20 protein-coding genes are annotated in these 16,861 nt (G+C 39.8%); 16 read left to right on the top strand and 4 right to left on the bottom strand.

Annotation, left to right across the window (positions count from 1 at the left end; genetic code table 11):
- Positions 1–36 precede the first annotated feature (36 nt).
- The 4 genes from AB8M93_RS09360 to AB8M93_RS09345 form a co-directional block, all read right to left on the bottom strand.
- Positions 37–585, bottom strand: coding sequence for a CopD family protein (locus AB8M93_RS09360; RefSeq protein WP_373057431.1), 549 nt, complete (start codon positions 583–585; stop codon positions 37–39).
- Between the two features lie 47 nt (positions 586–632).
- Complete coding sequence (locus AB8M93_RS09355; RefSeq protein WP_373057311.1) at positions 633–1,982, bottom strand: MATE family efflux transporter; 1,350 nt, start codon at positions 1,980–1,982, stop codon at positions 633–635.
- Positions 1,982–3,016 carry a ferrochelatase gene (hemH, locus tag AB8M93_RS09350; protein WP_373057310.1) on the bottom strand — a complete coding sequence of 345 codons (1,035 nt, stop codon included), beginning with the start codon at positions 3,014–3,016 and terminating at the stop codon, positions 1,982–1,984. The genes AB8M93_RS09355 and hemH overlap by 1 nt, the downstream gene beginning before the upstream one ends.
- Positions 3,017–3,111: 95 nt before the next feature.
- Positions 3,112–4,011: an AraC family transcriptional regulator gene (locus tag AB8M93_RS09345; RefSeq protein WP_373057309.1), complete on the bottom strand. Its 900-nt coding sequence runs from the start codon at positions 4,009–4,011 to the stop codon at positions 3,112–3,114.
- A 200-nt stretch (positions 4,012–4,211) separates the two neighbouring features.
- On the opposite strand from AB8M93_RS09345, the gene hemA reads away from it, so the two are divergent.
- From hemA to AB8M93_RS09265, 16 genes are all read left to right on the top strand, one after another.
- Positions 4,212–5,468, top strand: coding sequence for a glutamyl-tRNA reductase (hemA, locus tag AB8M93_RS09340; protein ID WP_373057308.1), 1,257 nt, complete (start codon positions 4,212–4,214; stop codon positions 5,466–5,468).
- Positions 5,465–6,379, top strand: a complete 915-nt coding sequence (hemC, locus tag AB8M93_RS09335) for a hydroxymethylbilane synthase (protein WP_373057307.1) — start codon at positions 5,465–5,467, stop codon at positions 6,377–6,379. Before hemA ends, hemC begins: the two co-directional genes overlap by 4 nt.
- Complete coding sequence (locus AB8M93_RS09330) at positions 6,379–7,023, top strand: uroporphyrinogen-III synthase (RefSeq protein ID WP_373057306.1); 645 nt, start codon at positions 6,379–6,381, stop codon at positions 7,021–7,023. The genes hemC and AB8M93_RS09330 overlap by 1 nt, the downstream gene beginning before the upstream one ends.
- Before the next feature lie 150 nt (positions 7,024–7,173).
- Positions 7,174–7,725 carry a transposase gene (locus AB8M93_RS09325; protein ID WP_373057305.1) on the top strand — a complete coding sequence of 184 codons (552 nt, stop codon included), beginning with the start codon at positions 7,174–7,176 and terminating at the stop codon, positions 7,723–7,725.
- 126 nt (positions 7,726–7,851) lie between these two features.
- Complete coding sequence (hemE, locus tag AB8M93_RS09320) at positions 7,852–8,877, top strand: uroporphyrinogen decarboxylase (protein ID WP_373057304.1); 1,026 nt, start codon at positions 7,852–7,854, stop codon at positions 8,875–8,877.
- An 11-nt stretch (positions 8,878–8,888) separates the two neighbouring features.
- On the top strand, positions 8,889–9,284 hold the full coding sequence (locus AB8M93_RS09315) for a hypothetical protein (RefSeq protein ID WP_373057303.1): 396 nt from the start codon (positions 8,889–8,891) through the stop codon (positions 9,282–9,284).
- Complete coding sequence (gene hemF / locus AB8M93_RS09310; protein ID WP_373057302.1) at positions 9,284–10,189, top strand: oxygen-dependent coproporphyrinogen oxidase; 906 nt, start codon at positions 9,284–9,286, stop codon at positions 10,187–10,189. The genes AB8M93_RS09315 and hemF overlap by 1 nt, the downstream gene beginning before the upstream one ends.
- 47 nt (positions 10,190–10,236) lie before the next feature.
- On the top strand, positions 10,237–10,596 hold the full coding sequence (locus AB8M93_RS09305; protein WP_373057301.1) for a four helix bundle protein: 360 nt from the start codon (positions 10,237–10,239) through the stop codon (positions 10,594–10,596).
- A gap of 42 nt (positions 10,597–10,638) precedes the next feature.
- Positions 10,639–11,622, top strand: coding sequence for a porphobilinogen synthase (gene hemB / locus AB8M93_RS09300; RefSeq protein WP_373057300.1), 984 nt, complete (start codon positions 10,639–10,641; stop codon positions 11,620–11,622).
- Positions 11,623–11,780: 158 nt separating this feature from the next.
- Positions 11,781–12,101 carry a hypothetical protein gene (locus AB8M93_RS09295; RefSeq protein ID WP_373057299.1) on the top strand — a complete coding sequence of 107 codons (321 nt, stop codon included), beginning with the start codon at positions 11,781–11,783 and terminating at the stop codon, positions 12,099–12,101.
- A 123-nt stretch (positions 12,102–12,224) separates the two neighbouring features.
- Positions 12,225–12,713: a hypothetical protein gene (locus tag AB8M93_RS09290; RefSeq protein WP_373057298.1), complete on the top strand. Its 489-nt coding sequence runs from the start codon at positions 12,225–12,227 to the stop codon at positions 12,711–12,713.
- A gap of 58 nt (positions 12,714–12,771) precedes the next feature.
- The gene (locus AB8M93_RS09285; protein ID WP_373057297.1) at positions 12,772–13,362 is read left to right on the top strand and encodes a hypothetical protein; all 591 of its coding nucleotides are present in this window, start codon (positions 12,772–12,774) and stop codon (positions 13,360–13,362) included.
- A gap of 85 nt (positions 13,363–13,447) precedes the next feature.
- The gene (locus AB8M93_RS09280; protein ID WP_373057296.1) at positions 13,448–14,545 is read left to right on the top strand and encodes a CNNM domain-containing protein; all 1,098 of its coding nucleotides are present in this window, start codon (positions 13,448–13,450) and stop codon (positions 14,543–14,545) included.
- Positions 14,526–14,999 carry a methylated-DNA--[protein]-cysteine S-methyltransferase gene (locus tag AB8M93_RS09275; protein ID WP_373057295.1) on the top strand — a complete coding sequence of 158 codons (474 nt, stop codon included), beginning with the start codon at positions 14,526–14,528 and terminating at the stop codon, positions 14,997–14,999. Before AB8M93_RS09280 ends, AB8M93_RS09275 begins: the two co-directional genes overlap by 20 nt.
- Before the next feature lie 9 nt (positions 15,000–15,008).
- Positions 15,009–16,169 carry a serine hydrolase domain-containing protein gene (locus AB8M93_RS09270; RefSeq protein ID WP_373057294.1) on the top strand — a complete coding sequence of 387 codons (1,161 nt, stop codon included), beginning with the start codon at positions 15,009–15,011 and terminating at the stop codon, positions 16,167–16,169.
- Complete coding sequence (locus AB8M93_RS09265) at positions 16,147–16,857, top strand: 3'-5' exonuclease (RefSeq protein WP_373057293.1); 711 nt, start codon at positions 16,147–16,149, stop codon at positions 16,855–16,857. Before AB8M93_RS09270 ends, AB8M93_RS09265 begins: the two co-directional genes overlap by 23 nt.
- The last annotated feature ends 4 nt before the right edge of the window (positions 16,858–16,861 follow it).

The following is a 16,861-nucleotide window of genomic DNA, read 5'->3' as shown; positions in this document are numbered from 1 at the left end:
ATTCTTCCTGCAGGTTGCATCAATTATTGAACCAGTCTAGGCATCGGGGTTTTTTGATCGTATCCTTTTGTATATTTTTATACCCAGCATTAACATTCCAGCCAGTAGAAAAATACCTAAAACCCCGTAGATCCAATTTAAGGCATTCCTCAAAATCACCAGGAATATTACGGCAAAAAGGATTAGTGTGGAACCTTCGTTCCAGAGCCGCATCTGGTTGGAAGTCCACTTTACCACATCATTTTGAAGTTGCTTAAAAATAAGATGGCATTTATAATGATAGGCATAAAGCAGCACCACAAAGCCCAGTTTTACCAGCATCCAGTCCTGCTGCAACCATGCAGGCATTAAAAAAAGCATCCAAAAAGCAAATAAACTCGCGAGAATTGCAGAAGGCCAGGTAATAATAAACCATAGGCGCCTGGTCATTAATTTAAATTGGGAGGAGAGAATAGACTTTTCGGGTTCGTGTTTTTGCAAAGCTTCAATATGATAGATAAAAAGCCGTGGAATATAAAAAAGCCCGGCGAACCAGGTTATCACAAAAATAAGATGAAGCGATTTTATGTAATTATAATATTCTATCAAGAATTAGGTTTTCAGTGTTTCTTAAAATTACAAATTTAATCTATTTAAACCGTCGGCTTTAAATTTTTCCTAATTTCCCGGTTGAGGAAATATCCCGTAACCATGGTGGAAAGAAGATCGGCAATTGGAAATGAAATCCACACCCCAATTTCGCCATAAAACTGCGGAAGGATTAATACCAGCGGAATAAAAAGGAAGCCTTGCCTGGACAAGGTTAGCAAAAATGCAGGAATAGCTTTTCCCACGGCCTGAAAATATGCCGCTCCTATAAGCTGAAGCGCTACAATTGGCGTAGCGGCAAATACCCATCTCATGGCGCCGGGAGTTTCAGCAATTATAACGGCATTATCGGTAAAAATTCCAACAATATCTTCAGCAAAAAACATGATCCCGACAAAAACCAAAATCCCCAATCCAACTGCATAAAGCACTGCGGTATTAATGGTTTTACGAACCCGTTGATAATTTTGAGCGCCATAATTAAAACCTGCAATAGGTAAAAATCCCTGCGTTACTCCTAAAACCGGAAAAAGGGCAAACATGAGCATCCTCCCAATAATGGCATAAACCGTAACCGAATTTTCCCCGCCAAGTTCAAAAAGGATATTATTCATCAAGAGGTAGGTGATGCTTACCACTGCCTGCCTTGCAAGAGTCACAAACCCAAGGGAGGAGATTTCTTTTAAAATGGGAAAGTCTATCCCAAAATGCGGCAGACTAATTTTTAATTCTGATTTTTTTGAAAGAAAAAACCAGAGAATGTATCCAAAACAGAAAAAATAAGAAGCGGTTGTTGCCCAGGCGGCGCCAAGCATTCCCATTTCCATCTGATTAATAAAAACATAATCCAGAATAAGGTTCCCAACAGAGGGAATAATCATGGCGATCATGGCAAATTTTGGTTTACCCTCAGCCCTTATTACCGTATTCCCCATCATACAAAGGGCAAGGAATGGAATCCCGTAAAGTACCACCCTGTAATAGATTTTAGCCGGTTCAAAAATTTCGCCTTTTCCACCAAAGGCGGGAATAAGTTCATTTATAAAGATCAACCCAACAATCACCATACTAATACATAGCAGTAAAGTGAGTGTAATTTGATTTCCAAAAGTTTTGAGCGCTTTTTGCTGCTGGTTTGCCCCCAGTGCCCGGGAGATTATAGAGGACCCGCCAATTCCTATGGCCATTCCCAGGGCGGCAATAAAGAAAGAAACCGGTAAAACCACATTTATTGCGGCAATAGCTGTGGGGCCTATCCAGTTTCCAACAAAAATGGTATCGATAAGAATGTTCAGCGACATTACCAGGATGCCTATGGAAGCGGGTGCCGCCTGTTGTATGAGTAATCTCCCAATTGGCTCCTTTCCCAGTGCCGCCGAATTGATTTTTGCCATTATGCTTCAACGGGCTTTTGATGCGCCCATTCATCAATCCACCTTGAAAGCACATTCACCCAGTCTTTACGATCATTTAAACATGGAACTACGGTAAATTGCTCACCTCCCACTTCATGGAAAATCTCCTCTCCTTCCATGGCGATTTCTTCCAGGGTTTCAAGGCAATCTGATACAAAAGCTGGCGTTACAATAGCAAGGTTTTTCATGCCCTGTTTTCCAAATCTTTCTATAGTCCTGTCAGTATACGGTTGCAACCATGGATCAAAGCCCAGGCGCGACTGGAAAGACACGCTATACGTATTTTCTTTTAATTCCAGGTATTCGGCAACCAGTCGCGTGGTTTCAAAACACTGGTGGCGGTAACAAAACTGGTGTGCCGTAGAAGCTGTCTGGCAGCAGGAACCATCAATCTTGCAATGCGAATTGGTAATATCGCTCTTGCGGATATGCCTTTCAGGCACTCCATGGTACGAAAAAAGTAAATGCTGAAAATCTACTCCTTCCAGGTTTTCTGAAATACTGTGGGCCAGAGTTCTAATATAATCGGGATGATTATAAAACGGGGGAACGGTTGTGAATTTCATGTCCGGAAAATGCTTTTTCCGAAGTTCTTCTGCGAGAACCAGAATGGTCTCTGTAGTAGCCATCGCAAATTGCGGGTAGAGCGGGAAAAGCAGTACTTCATCTACTCCTTTTTCATGCAGTTCTTTAAGGCCATTATAAATATTAGGAGTTCCATAACGCATCGCCAGCGAAATAGGAACCGAGGTAATATCATCTATTTTTTCCTGTAATCTTTCAGAAAGAACAATTAAAGGAGAGCCTTCGTCCCACCAGATTTTTTGATAAGCTTCGGCCGATTTTTTTGGCCTGGTGTTAAGTATAATTCCTTTTACCAAAAGCGTTCGCGCCCATAGCGGCACATCAATTACCCTTTCGTCCATCAGGAATTCACCAAGATATTTTTTTACGTCTTTAGGATCGGTACTATCGGGCGAGCCTAAATTAACAAGGAGTACACCTTTACTCATAACTTTTCTTTTTCAGCACAAAAATATGGCTATAATTTTAGAGGTAAAGCAGCCTGGCATTGTACTTTTTTATGGTCGTATAAGTTCCACCCAATTTACAGCGATGAGGGTAATGACATTATATATTTTTTTGGCGTGGTGCCAAATTTCTTTTTAAAGGCCGCGATAAAATGGCTGGAAGTGCTGTATCCTACCTTAAGGCCTACTTCATTTACATTATATTCCCCACTATCCAGGAGTTTACGCGCGTATTCCATTTTGTAATCAAAAAGAAAACTATAAACCGAGTCCCCATAGATTTGTTTAAAACCTTCTTTAAGCTTTTTAAGACTAAGTTTTATTTCATCGGCCAGGTCCTGTAAAGAAGGAGGTTCTGCCATTCGGGAAATCACAATGTCCTTGGCTTTCCTTATTTTTATAATATTTTCTTCATCGCTTAAAAATGGGCATTGTTCCACGTCTGGATCTTCAGTCCTGTTAAAATAAAGGCTCAGCAATTCAAAAGCTTTTCCTTTAAAATAAAGATTTTTAATGCTGGGCGTTAAGTTAAAATTCATTAGCTGATTAAGGACAATTGCCATAGAAGGCGAAATTGGAGCATCTTTATAATACTTTTTGTCCCTGTTCTCGGTACTTAAAAAACTAATGTAATCCGCTTCCTGTGAAAAAAGCGAATGGAATTTTTTAATGGAAATCACCAGGGAAACCAGCCAGGAATCGGCGGCAAGAGACAAATTTAACGGCAAATTACGCTGCGGATTGTAGAGCAACAACGAATTTTCCTCCATTAATGGAAGTTCATAATTGTTATTATTGAACATAAATTTTCCATGTCCTTTTACGCTGAAATGAAATTGTATAAAACTGCTATCTATTTCGCGTACAAACTGTTGTGCTTCTTTCCCATCATTTTGAAACTTTAGAACAAAAAAGCCTTCCTCCACCTTTATTTCCTCTGTTAAACCTACAGCGGTATTTTTTTCTTCAATATCCATATCTATCAAGAATTATTATTTAGAATCATACTAAACAACTAAGCTAAAAAGCTCCTGTACTATCACAAAAGTAAAGTATTTTCAGATTTATAGCTTTGATTTTGACATATTAATCATCTATCGACATATTTAGTACCTACAGCGTTATTTTTTCCTTTTTCATTATATTACTTTTGCTTGCTCATACCCTAAATAGGTACATGGAAGATTATCAATTTTCAAAAGGAAAACATTTTTATACCGTTGGCTTAAGTTACAAAAAGGCCGATGCTGAAATAAGAGGACATTTTAGCCTTGATGAAGATGCTAAAGTAAGGCTTTTGCAACAGGCTAAAAATGAAGGAATTGACGGCATTCTGGTGACTTCTACCTGCAACCGTACCGAAATTTATGGTTTTGCACAGCATCCTTTTCAGCTTATAAAATTACTTTGCGAGCATACCCACGGCACCGTTGAAGAATTTGAGAAAGTTGCCTATGTACATAAAAACAATAGAGCGATTTCCCATATTTTTAGAGTTGGCACCGGCCTGGATAGCCAGATACTGGGAGATTTTGAAATTATCAGCCAGTTAAAGACAGCCTTTATCCGCTCCAAAAAAATGGGCGTTGCCAATCCTTTTTTAGAAAGGCTGGTTAACGCGGTGATCCAGGCGAGTAAGCGTATTAAGAACGAAACTGAAATCTCCAGCGGGGCAACATCAGTATCCTTCGCCTCTGTTCAGTATATCCTGAATAATATCGAAAATGTTTCAGAAAAAAATATTCTTCTATTTGGAACAGGAAAAATTGGAAGAAACACCTGTGAGAATTTAATTAAGCATACGCAAAATGATCACATCACCCTTATTAACCGCACCAAAGGTAAGGCTGAAAAAATAGCCGGGAAGTTTAACCTTGTGGTAAAAGAGTATGCCGATTTACAGGCAGAAATAAGAAAAGCCGATATTCTTATTGTTGCTACGGGCGCACAAAATCCGACGGTCTCCAAAGAGCTTATTTACTGTAAAAAGGAACTTTTAGTGCTGGATCTCTCTATTCCCAAGAATGTTTCAGAAGATGTTGAAGAACTCCAAAATGTGAAACTCGTGCATTTAGACCAGCTTTCTAAGATGACCGATGAAACCCTGGAGCGCCGGAAACAATTTATTCCGCAGGCCGAACTTATTATTGAGGAGGTTGAAGGGGAATTCAATAAATGGATGGAAACCCGCAAATTTGCTCCTACCATTAAAGCTTTAAAGAAAAAGCTAAGAACGATGAAAGATGCAGAACTGGACTTTCAGCGTAAAAAAATAGCCGACTTTAATAATGAACAAGCTGAAATTGTTAGCAATCGCATCATTCAGAAAATAATGAAGCATTTTGCCAACCATCTCAAGGAAGATTCCAATACTACAGATGAAAGCCTGGAACTTATCCAAAAGGTTTTTCAGCTTGAAGAGCTTCAGAAATGAACAGAGTCATAAAAATTGGCACCAGGGACAGCGAACTTGCTCTTTGGCAGGCAAAAACCGTGCAGGCCGCGCTGGAAAAGCTTGGCCATAAAAGCGAACTTGTTCCGGTAAAATCTTCCGGCGACCTCAACCTGGATCAGCCTTTATATGAAATGGGCATCACCGGGATTTTTACCAAAACGCTGGATGTTGCCATGATAAAAGGTGAAATAGACATCGCCGTTCATTCCATGAAAGATGTGCCCACAGCCCTTCCCAAAGGTATTGTGGAAGCAGCAGTGATGAAAAGGGCAAATTACAAAGATATCCTGGTTCATAAAGGCCTGGATTTTTTAAATTCTGAAGGCACTATTGCCACCGGAAGCCTCAGGCGCAGGGCACAATGGCTGCACAATTACCCAAAACATAAGGTGGTAGACCTTCGCGGGAATGTGAACACGCGAATGAAAAAACTACAGGACAATGACTGGAATGGAGCAATTTTCGCCGCAGCCGGGCTGGAAAGAATCGAGTTAAAACCAGATAATTTTATAGACCTGGACTGGATGATCCCTGCGCCCGCCCAAGGTGCAATGCTGGTGGTAGCTATGGAAAGTGATACGTTTTGCAGAGATGCGCTTAATGCCCTTAATCATAGGAAAACCCAAATTGCAGTGCACATAGAAAGAGAGTTTCTGAGAAAACTTGAAGGTGGCTGCACCGCTCCTATCGGAGCCTTGGCTACCCTTAAAGATGAAATTGTGCATTTTAAAGGTGCCCTTTTTAGCATGGACGGAAGCCAAAAATTTGAAGTGGAAAAAGAAGTTGCTGTTGAAGAAATTGATGGCTTTGGAAGCCGCTGTGCTGAAGAAATCCTGAATAATGGTGGCCGCGAACTCATGGCGGAATTTAAAAAAGCAATAAAGCAGTGATGGCTACCATTCTGTCTACAAAAATATTAACTTCTTCCCAGCAAAACCTCATTTTAAATGCCGGACTCGCCTATGTCGATTATGAGGCTATAAAAATCGACTTTATCGGTTTTGAAGCTCCTAATGTGAAAAATGCTATTATCACCAGTAAAAATGCGGGCAAAGCAATCCTGAAGAAAGGAGTTTCTATAGAAAATTGTTTTTGCGTGGGTGAAAAAACTTCTTCTTTTTTAAAAAATGAAAAGTTTAAAATTTTGGAAACAGCGACTCATGCAGCAGAGCTGGCCAATATTATTACAAATAAGTATAAGCATGAAAAATTTATTTTTTTCTGCGGAAATAAAAGAAGGGAGGAGCTTCCTGCCATCCTCAGGAACAATCAGGTGGATTTTACAGAAATAGAAGTGTATAAAACCAGCCTGAATTTTCAAAAGTTTAGTCAGGAGTTTGATGGAATTTTATTTTTTAGTCCGAGCGCGGTAAAGAGTTTTATAAAGGAAAACGGACTGAAAGATTCAGTTGCTTTTTGCATTGGGAAAACAACGGCATCAGAAGCAAAAAAACATATCGGAAATATTGTTGTTGCCACCACGCCCAGTATTGAAAATGTAATTGTACAGGTGGTGAAATATTTTAGAAGATGATAAGATAGAAAAATGGAATTAGTAAAATAAATTTAGAACGAAAGATATACCTACAAGGTCAAAAAAAGACCTTGCAGGACAGCAGGAACTCCTGCAAGGTTTACAAAACCTTGTAGGTCCTTAGATAACCAAAGGTTTTAAGAAAAGCCAATGAAACTGGAATCATTAATAGAAGATAAATACTATCACATCTACAACAGAGGGATTAATGGTTGTGTAATTTTTACCAATAATGCCAATAAGCAATACTTTCTAAATCTGTTCAAAAAATACCTTTCCACTTACGTCTCTCCCTTCGCATATTGTCTTTTAAGCAACCATTTTCATCTTGTAATACGTATTGAAGCCGAACCAAAATTAGTCACTCAGGCTTTTTCCAATTTATTTAATGCTTATGCCAAGACTTTTAATAAACGGGAGGAAAGGACGGGAAGCTTATTTGAAAAACATTTTAAGAGAATTGAACTTACACAGGAAAAACACCTTCAAAGTCTAATTTTATATGTTCCCTTGAACCCAAAAATGCACTTTGGAGAAGATTTTGAAAACTACATTTTTTCTTCTTATTCTTCATTAATTTCGAAAAAAGAAACGCTTTTAAAACGAGAGGAAGTGTTGAACTTATTTGAAAACAGGGAAAATTTTATAATCACACACCGAAATAAAAATGTGGAAATAGAAGAAAAATTTAGACTTGAATAATAAATAGCAATTATAATTTAAATTAAAACCTACAAGGTCAAAAAAAGACCTTGAAGGATAGCAATAATTTCTGCAAGGTTTAAAAAACCTTGTAGGTATAAAAATTAAGAGAAAGAAAATAGAAACATGATCAAAAACGATTTATTACTTAAAGCATTAAAAGGGGAAACGGTAGAAAGGCCCCCGGTCTGGATGATGCGCCAGGCGGGAAGATATTTGCCGGACTTTATGCAGCTTAAAGAAAAATACGATTTCTTTACGCGTTGCCGCACCCCAGAACTTGCCACCGAAATTACCGTGATGCCTATAAGACAAATTGGACCTGATGCCGCAATTTTATTCAGCGATATTCTTGTGGTCCCTCAGGCCATGAATATTGAAGTACAAATGAAACCAGGCGTGGGGCCGTGGTTACCCAATCCCGTTCGTTCCCTGGAAGATGTTCAAAAAGTGCGTGTCCCGATTGTTCACGAAGAACTTCAGTACGTTTTTGATGCCATAAAAATGACCAAGGAGGAGCTTAATGATGAAGTACCTTTAATTGGATTTGCCGGTTCTCCCTGGACCATCTTGTGCTATACCGTGCAGGGCCAGGGAAGTAAGAATTTTGACCTTGCCAAAAAATTCTGTTTTACCAATCCTGCGGCTGCACATGCTTTACTTCAAAAAATTACCGATACCACAATCGCTTATCTGAAGGCAAAAGTGGCAGCCGGTGTAGATGCCGTGCAGCTTTTTGATTCCTGGGGTGGGATGCTTTCCCCAACAGATTATCAAAGCTTTTCATGGAAATATATGCAGCAGATTATTGATGCGCTAAAAGGAGAAGTCCCGGTAATTGCTTATGGTAAAGGTTGCTGGTTCGCTTTAAATGAAATGGCTCAGTCTGGTGCCGCGGCGCTGGGCGTAGACTGGACCTGTACCGCCAGGAATGCCCGCTATTTAAGCGGTGGAAGAATTACGCTACAGGGAAATTTTGATCCTTCCAGGTTATATTCGCCTCCTGCCCAGATTAAAAAAATGGTACACCAAATGATAGATGAATTTGGAAAAGATGCCTATATCGCAAATCTTGGCCATGGCATTTTGCCAGATATTCCGGTGGATAATGCAAGGGCTTTTGTGGATGCAGTAAAAGAATATAAAATTTAAACAGAAAAGATATGTTAAGGAAAGGCTTTAAAGACGAAGAGGAACGAAAGCTGAATGAAGTTCTAGAGGATTTGCTGGAGTGGGAAATGGTGCCCGATTTATGGGAAAAAGAGCAGCGGAAAAAGTTAAACAACCGGCTAAAAGAAAAATTTGACCTGGAGCTGCTAAGATTAGAAAATTCAGCACCACGGGAAGTGCTTACAATGCTTCAGGAAAAAGATTTTCACCCTTCAAATTATGAAAAAATGGGTGACCTTTTTCTTAAAATGGCTGAAGTTGAACCCGTAGAACTTGAAAGTTCCCTTGCCCAAAAAGCTATAGCACTTTACGAATATTCCCAGCAGGAGAGCAAAACCTTTTCCTTTTCTCTTATTCAGAAAATAAATGAGGCCAAATCTTTAATTTAATGAAAGAGAAATTTTATCAATACATTGAAGAACTTCAGGATGCGATAACTGCAAAACTGGAAGAACTTGATGGAAAAGCTAAATTTAAAGAGGATTTGTGGGATCGTCCTGAAGGTGGCGGTGGAAGGACCAGAGTGATAGAAAATGGGGAGGTGTTCGAAAAAGGTGGGGTCAATATTTCGGCAGTGCACGGGCCCCTTGCTCCCGCCATGCAAAAATATTTTAAAGTTGGGGAGGTCGATTTTTTCGCCTGTGGACTTAGTCTTGTGCTCCACCCAAAAAATCCCATGGTGCCTACAGTGCATGCCAACTGGCGCTATTTTGAAATGTACGATAAAGAAGGAAATACGATTGACCAGTGGTTTGGCGGGGGTCAGGACCTTACCCCGTATTACCTTTTTGAGGAAGACGCGGCGCATTTTCACCAGGTTTGTAAAAATGCCTGTGATAAATTTAAACCTGAATTTTACCCGGAATACAAGCAAAAATGCGATGACTATTTTTGGAATTCCCATCGCAACGAAGCCCGCGGAATTGGAGGACTATTCTTTGATTACTGCAAAGCTTCCGAAGAAATGAGCATAGAAAAATGGTACGATTTTGTTACGGAAGTAGGGGATAGTTTTCTTAACGCCTATGTGCCTATAGTTGAAAAACGAAAAGACCTGGCTTATTCTGAAGCACAACGCAACTGGCAGGAAATAAGAAGAGGCCGGTACGTGGAGTTTAATCTTGTTCATGATAAAGGCACCTTATTCGGTTTAAAAACCAATGGGAGGATTGAGAGTATTTTAATGAGCCTGCCTCCACAGGTACAATGGGTTTACGACCACCATCCGCAGCCCGGAAGCGAAGAGGAAAAACTGTTGAAAGTGCTTATGGAACCAAGGGGATGGGTTGAGTAGCTATAAGCTTAAAGCAATAAGCTCTATGCTTTTTTAAAAAATTTGATATGGTTGATTATAAGAACTATAAGGTCTGGCAGAAATCTCATGCATTGGTTCTTGAGATATATAAAATCACCAGGACTTTTCCTGCAGACGAAAAATTTAATCTTATTTCCCAGATGAACCGAGCTGCCCTTTTGATCCCAACTAATATAGTTGAGGGATGTGGAAGAGAAACGCAAAAAGAATTTCTGCGGTTTTTGCATATTTCATCCGGTTCTGCTTTTGAACTTGAATATTTAATTTTAGTTTCAAAAGATTTGTATTTCATTTATAAAGATCGCTTTGATAAACTCACCGAAGCAATTAATGAAATAAAGAAAATGCTATTTTCACTAATCCAAAAAATCAAAAATAACTTGTAGAACCGCTTGAAGCTTACAGCTTAAAGCTTATAACTTAAAGCCATGCTAATACGAAACCGAAGATTAAGAACAAATGAAGCCATAAGAAGCCTGGTGAGGGAAATTGCCATAACTCCTAATGATTTTCTTGTGCCGCTTTTTGTGGTGGAGGGAAAAAACGTAAAGGAAGAAATCGCTTCAATGCCTGATTATTACCGGGTAAGCCTGGATTTGCTCGAGAAAGAAGTTAAAGAATTATGGAACCTTGGATTAAAATCTGTCCTGCTTTTTGTAAAAGTTCCCGATGATCTAAAAGACAATGCAGGCACTGAAGCACTAAATCCGGACGGGTTGATGCAGAAAGCGGTAAAGACAGTAAAAAATGCCGTACCCGAAATGCTGGTGATGACAGATGTTGCCCTGGATCCTTATTCTTCCTATGGGCATGACGGAATTGTGGCAGATGGTAAAATCCTTAATGATGATTCTGCCGCGGTTTTAGCTGAAATGGCCTTATCTCATGCGAAAGCCGGAGCCGATTTTGTAGCACCGAGTGACATGATGGACGGCCGCATTTTTGAGATGAGAAGCCTCCTGGAAGATGAAGGTTTCTATGATACCGGGATTATGAGCTACAGCGCAAAATTTGCTTCGGCGTTTTACGGGCCTTTTCGCGATGCCCTGGATTCGGCCCCTGTGGACGCTCAGGATATTCCAAAAGACAAAAAAACTTATCAAATGGATCCCGCCAATCGTGATGAAGCGGTAAAGGAAACCCTTTTGGATATACAGGAAGGTGCCGATATTGTGATGGTAAAACCCGGCCTCTGCTATCTCGATATTGTACGGGATATTAAAAATGCCGTAAATGTGCCCGTTGCGGTTTACCAGGTTAGCGGGGAATACGCGATGATAAAAGCTGCTGCCGAAAAAGGCTGGCTGGATCATGACGCCGTAATGCTGGAACAGCTTACGGCCATTAAACGTGCCGGCGCCAATATGATCGCCAGTTACTTTGCAAAAGATGCGGTGAAATTAATTTCCTGAAATATTTAAACCTTCACAGGTTTTATTGACGAACAATACCTGGAATAATTTCAGTGAAAATATTAACTGTTATTTTTTGCTGAATCTGAACATCGAATCTACTTTCTGCGTACATTTGTGCAGTGAAATTCAGGGAGTTAAATAGTCTGCTTTTATTTTTGCTGGCCTTGCTTTACAGCTTGAGTAGCCATGCAGATACTGTTGTTATTCCATTAAATTCCGTAGATCTTGATTCCAGGGATTATAGTTATCTCCAAGGCGATCAAAACCGGCAGGCGGTGTTTCTGGAAGAGCTAAGTGCAGAACCGGCATCTTCAATTATCGAAGATCTGTTGGCCGGGACAGCTTACCTTCAGGAAGGCTTTCAATACAAACTACTTTCCGAAGAAACTTCTGCAGATTATGATTCCTGGGTTTATCTCCTGAATCTAAAGAACCTTCTGGAACTGCAAATTTTTCCATTTAACTTTTTTTGGTGATAAGATCTTATAGCTGATTCTTAAGGCCGTGCGGCAAAAGCCGTATGTGCAGGCTAAATTAATGCTGTTAATAACACATGATGAAAGCCCTGCCGGCAATTCTTCACCAAAATTATTTTAAAAATGGATACACCATCAATTATTATTGGCAGCACACTGCTGCTGCTGTTTGTAGGACCAATTCTTTATGCAATTTGGATGCAAAACCACAAGGACAAGAAACGCATGAAAAAATTAAATGAAATTGGTTCTACCCAAAATTTGAAATATGACTATATAGAAATTTCAAATAGCCTGTTATTAGGGCTGGATGCTCAGGCCAGGAAACTTGTAATTATTGAGCCTGAAAATAATATGCAGTATGACATCATTGATCTGTCTAAAATAGATAACAGCAAGATCTTAAAGAAAGCTGTTCCTAATGCCGATCGTTCCAGGGGGCGTGAAAGGATTATTCAAATTAGCATAGAACTTCTGGAAAATCATGGAAAAGATAAGGTTGCGGAAATTCTTTTTTATGATGAAGACGGCCCGGAATCTTCAGATATGGCAGCAAGGCTGTTCCTGGCAGAAAGGTGGGAAAAATTAATCCACATGAACCTTTCCGCATAATTTTTTACCTCCCTGAAGTGGTATGGCTACCACTTCAGGGTTTTTAAAGCCTCAAAAAATGACCAATTCTTTTTTTACCCGCGCTGTAGCTGCAATTAGTATTATTATTATTGTTTTTATTATTGATTGCTATATCCCGCCTGGTACTGCCATTGGTGCCTTGTACCTTACTTCTATTACCATCGTTTTTAACCAGGAGAAGAAAGTAATTTTACTATGTTCGCTGGTTTCAACATTTTTAATCCTCTTGAATGTGTATCTCTTCAGGGACATCATCCATGAAAATTCGGTGTATTCCGACCGCATTATTTCGGTTTTTTGTATCTGGGCTTCCTGCCTTATTGGGCTGCGCTACCGTTCTCTTTCAGAAAAACACAACAACTACAAAAAACAGAGAATGGAGGTGGTGGAAGAAATGCTTTTTATCACCAATCATAAGGTAAGGCAGTCCATCAGCCAGATACAGGGGCTCAATATCCTGCTGGATCATCCAAATTTGGATGAGCGGGAATTAAAAGAAATCAGCCTGTTTTTAAGACAGCCCATACAGGACCTGGATGATTTTACCCAGGAACTAACAGATTTCATGATCCAAAAGGAAATTGTTACCGGGCCTCGTCATGAATCTGAAAAAACCGCAAGCTTATAATCTTTTGCTCCTTTTTTATATTTTCTTTGAAAGAATTTGAAAGCAGAATGTATAACTTAGAGGATTAAAACTTCTAAATTTAAACATGGGTTTACTTCTCACCTTTGCATTCCTATCCATTTTCTTTTCATTTATGTGTTCTGTTCTGGAAGCCGCACTGCTTAGTTTTACACCCTCCTATATTAAAATTAAAACGAAGGAAGGCAAGAAGTATGCGAATACCCTTTCCAATTTTAAACAGGATATCGATAAACCTCTTATTGCCATTCTTACCGTAAATACTGTTGCACATACCGTGGGGGCAATCCTGGTAGGTGTACAGGCCGAAAAAACTTTTGGAGACGGCAGCAACGCCGTTGCAATAGTTTCTGGGATTATGACGCTTGCTATTCTTATCCTTTCTGAAATTATCCCGAAAACTATTGGTGCTACCTACTGGAAATCTCTCGGCAATTTTACAGCAAAGGCACTTAAAATAATGATATTCCCGCTGAAGTATACCGGTATCCTCTGGCTTATGATGCTTACCACGCGCTTAATTGGCAAATCTGCCCATGTACATTCCATGAGCAAGGAAGAATTTGCCGCCATTACAGACGCAGCGGAAGAAGAAGGGGTTTTTGAAGAAAGCGAAACCACGGTAATTAAAAACCTGCTCGTCTTTAAATCGGTCAAGGCCAAAGATGTAATGACGCCTTTTTCTGTGGCGGTTACTGAAGATGAAGCCACCACCATTGAAGCTTTTCACGATAATCACAAAAACCTCAAATTTTCACGCATCCCGGTGTACAAGGAAAAATCGAATAACATTACCGGGTTTATCCTTAAAGATGATGTGCTGGAGCAAATGATTGAAGAAAAAGGGCAGGAACCTTTAAGCTCCTTAAAGCGAGATATTTCGGTTACCGATGCCCACACACCTATTCCTGAGCTCTTTGAAATCTATGTTCAGAAGAGAACCCATATTTCTATGGTGGTAGATGAATATGGCAATACTGTGGGCCTTGTTACCATGGAAGATATCATTGAAACCCTGCTGGGCCTTGAAATTATGGATGAGAGTGACAATATTGAAGATATGCAGGTGCTGGCCAGGAAAAATTGGGAAAAGCGTGCAGAAAGGCTTGGCCTCATGCAACAGAAAAAACAGGATGATAAAGAGAATGAAGACAGCGATACTTAAAACTCCTCTTGGTTTAGCTGAAGTTAGAGGAGATGAAAATGGTATTTCAGAAATTAAAATTCTTGAGGAAGAAAAAGAATTTACTCCTAATATTCCTGAAGTCCTTTTACCTGCAATTCTTCAGCTAAATGAATATTTTGAGGGAAAACGCAAAAACTTCAGCCTCAAACTGAATCCTTCCGGAACCAGTTTTCAGAGGAAAGTGTGGAAAGCGCTGCAAGAGATCCCTTTTGGAAAAACATGGTCTTACCAGGAATTGTCCAGACAGTTAGGCGATGTAAAAGCAATAAGAGCGGTCGCTTCAGCAAACGGGAAAAATCCGCTCTGGATTGTTATCCCGTGTCATCGCGTAATTGGCAGCGATGGTTCTCTAACCGGATATGCGGGCGGCCTTCATAGGAAAAAATGGCTGTTGGAACATGAAAATCCACCTTTGCAACAATCGCTTTTTTAAAATTTTCAAATGAAAAAGCTTCTTAAAATTATAGTTTTTATAGTAGGATTTGTTTTGGCAGCAGTGTTGCTTCTTCACCTGCTTGGGTATGACTATTTGCTCAGGGGAATCCAGGTAACTTACCTGCAGGGCCATAAAACCGCATATATTGATGATTACCCGGAATTTGAAAATAGAAAAATTGCAGCTTCCAATGAACCGCAGTCCTGGCCTGAGCATAAGAATTATAACAAAGTTGAAGCCACTGAAAAACTGGAAGAACTAAATGAAGAATTGGGTACGGCTGCTTTTCTTATCATTAAAAATGACAGCATCTGGTTTGAGAAATACTATCAGGATTACGGCCCTTCTTCCAAAACCAATTCCTTTTCAATGGCTAAAAGCATTGTCTCGGCTTTATTGGGAAAAGCAATTATGGAAGGTTATATTAAAAGCCTTTCCCAGCCGGTGGCTGATTTTTTCCCTCAGTTTGATTCCTCTTTAAAAGTTGGAGACCTGGCTTCTATGGCTTCCGGTTTGAACTGGAAAGAAGATTACTACAACCCTTTTGGGATGACCGCCAGGACGTATTTTGATGATAATATAAGGGAGCTTATTTTAAACCTGAAGGTAGTGGAGAAACCCGGAGAGGAATTTAAATACCTCAGTGGCAATATCGAGCTTTTAGGAATGGTCATAGAAAAGGCCACGGGAATGTCCCTATCTGAATACCTGAGCCAAAGCTACTGGAAAACATTAGGAATGAAAGATGATGCTTTATGGCAGCTTGATAGCAGGAAGAGCGGGATGGAAAAAGCCTATTGCTGCATTGCATCCAACGCCAGGGATTTTGCCCGATTTGGGAAGCTATATAAAAATTATGGAAAGTGGAACGGAAAGCAAGTGCTGGATTCTGCTTTTGTATCCAAATCCATACACCCAAGGTTTGCAGATAGCCCGCAGTATGGCTACGGCTTCTGGCTTAGCGATTACCGGGACAAAGAAATTTTTTACATGCGCGGCATCCGCGGGCAGTATGTGATTGTAATTCCTGAAGATGATTTGATTATTGTGAGGCTTGGCCAGGATCTTATTAGAAAAGAAGAAGGCGCAATACATTCCCCCGATTTCTTTATGTATATTGATGAAACGTACAAAATGTTGAAAAGTGCTGGAAAAAATCAATCTTGAACATATACTTTTCCTGGACATAGAAACCGTTCCTGAAGAAGAATCTTTTCTGAATTTGCCGGAAGAAAAACAGTTGTTGTGGGAAGAAAAAACCCGCTACCAGCGGAAAGAAGAATTTACTCCGGCAGAATTTTATGAACGCGCGGGAATATGGGCAGAGTTTGGAAAAATAATCTGTATTTCTGTAGGGCACTTCAAAATAAAAGAAGGTAAGAGAAACTTCCGCACCACTACTTTTCATGGAGATGAGAAACAACTGCTTCAGGATTTTTCAGCATTATTAAACACCCATTTCAATAAACCGGAGCATGTTATGTGCGCCCATAACGGCAAGGAATTCGACTTCCCTTACATTGCCAGGAGAATGATTATAAATGAGGTTGCTTTACCGCCAAAGCTGCACCTTTCAGGCAAAAAGCCATGGGAAGTTGCTCATTTAGACACGATGGAGTTATGGAAATTTGGTGATTATAAACATTTTACCTCCTTAAAATTGCTTACCAATATTCTTGGCATCCCTACCCCTAAAGATGATATTGACGGAAAACAGGTTAGAAACTGCTATTACAATAACGAATTGCCGCGAATCATTACTTATTGCGAAAAAGATGTAATTGCCATTGCCCAGATTGTGTTGAAATTCCGCCGTGAAAAACTACTTTCTCCTGAAGAAATAACCAGCATCTAAACGC

Source organism: Autumnicola aciditolerans, assembly GCF_041679265.1.
In the GTDB taxonomy this organism is placed as follows: Bacteria; Bacteroidota; Bacteroidia; order Flavobacteriales; family Flavobacteriaceae; genus Autumnicola.
This window is presented reverse-complemented; position numbering and strand designations above follow the sequence as displayed.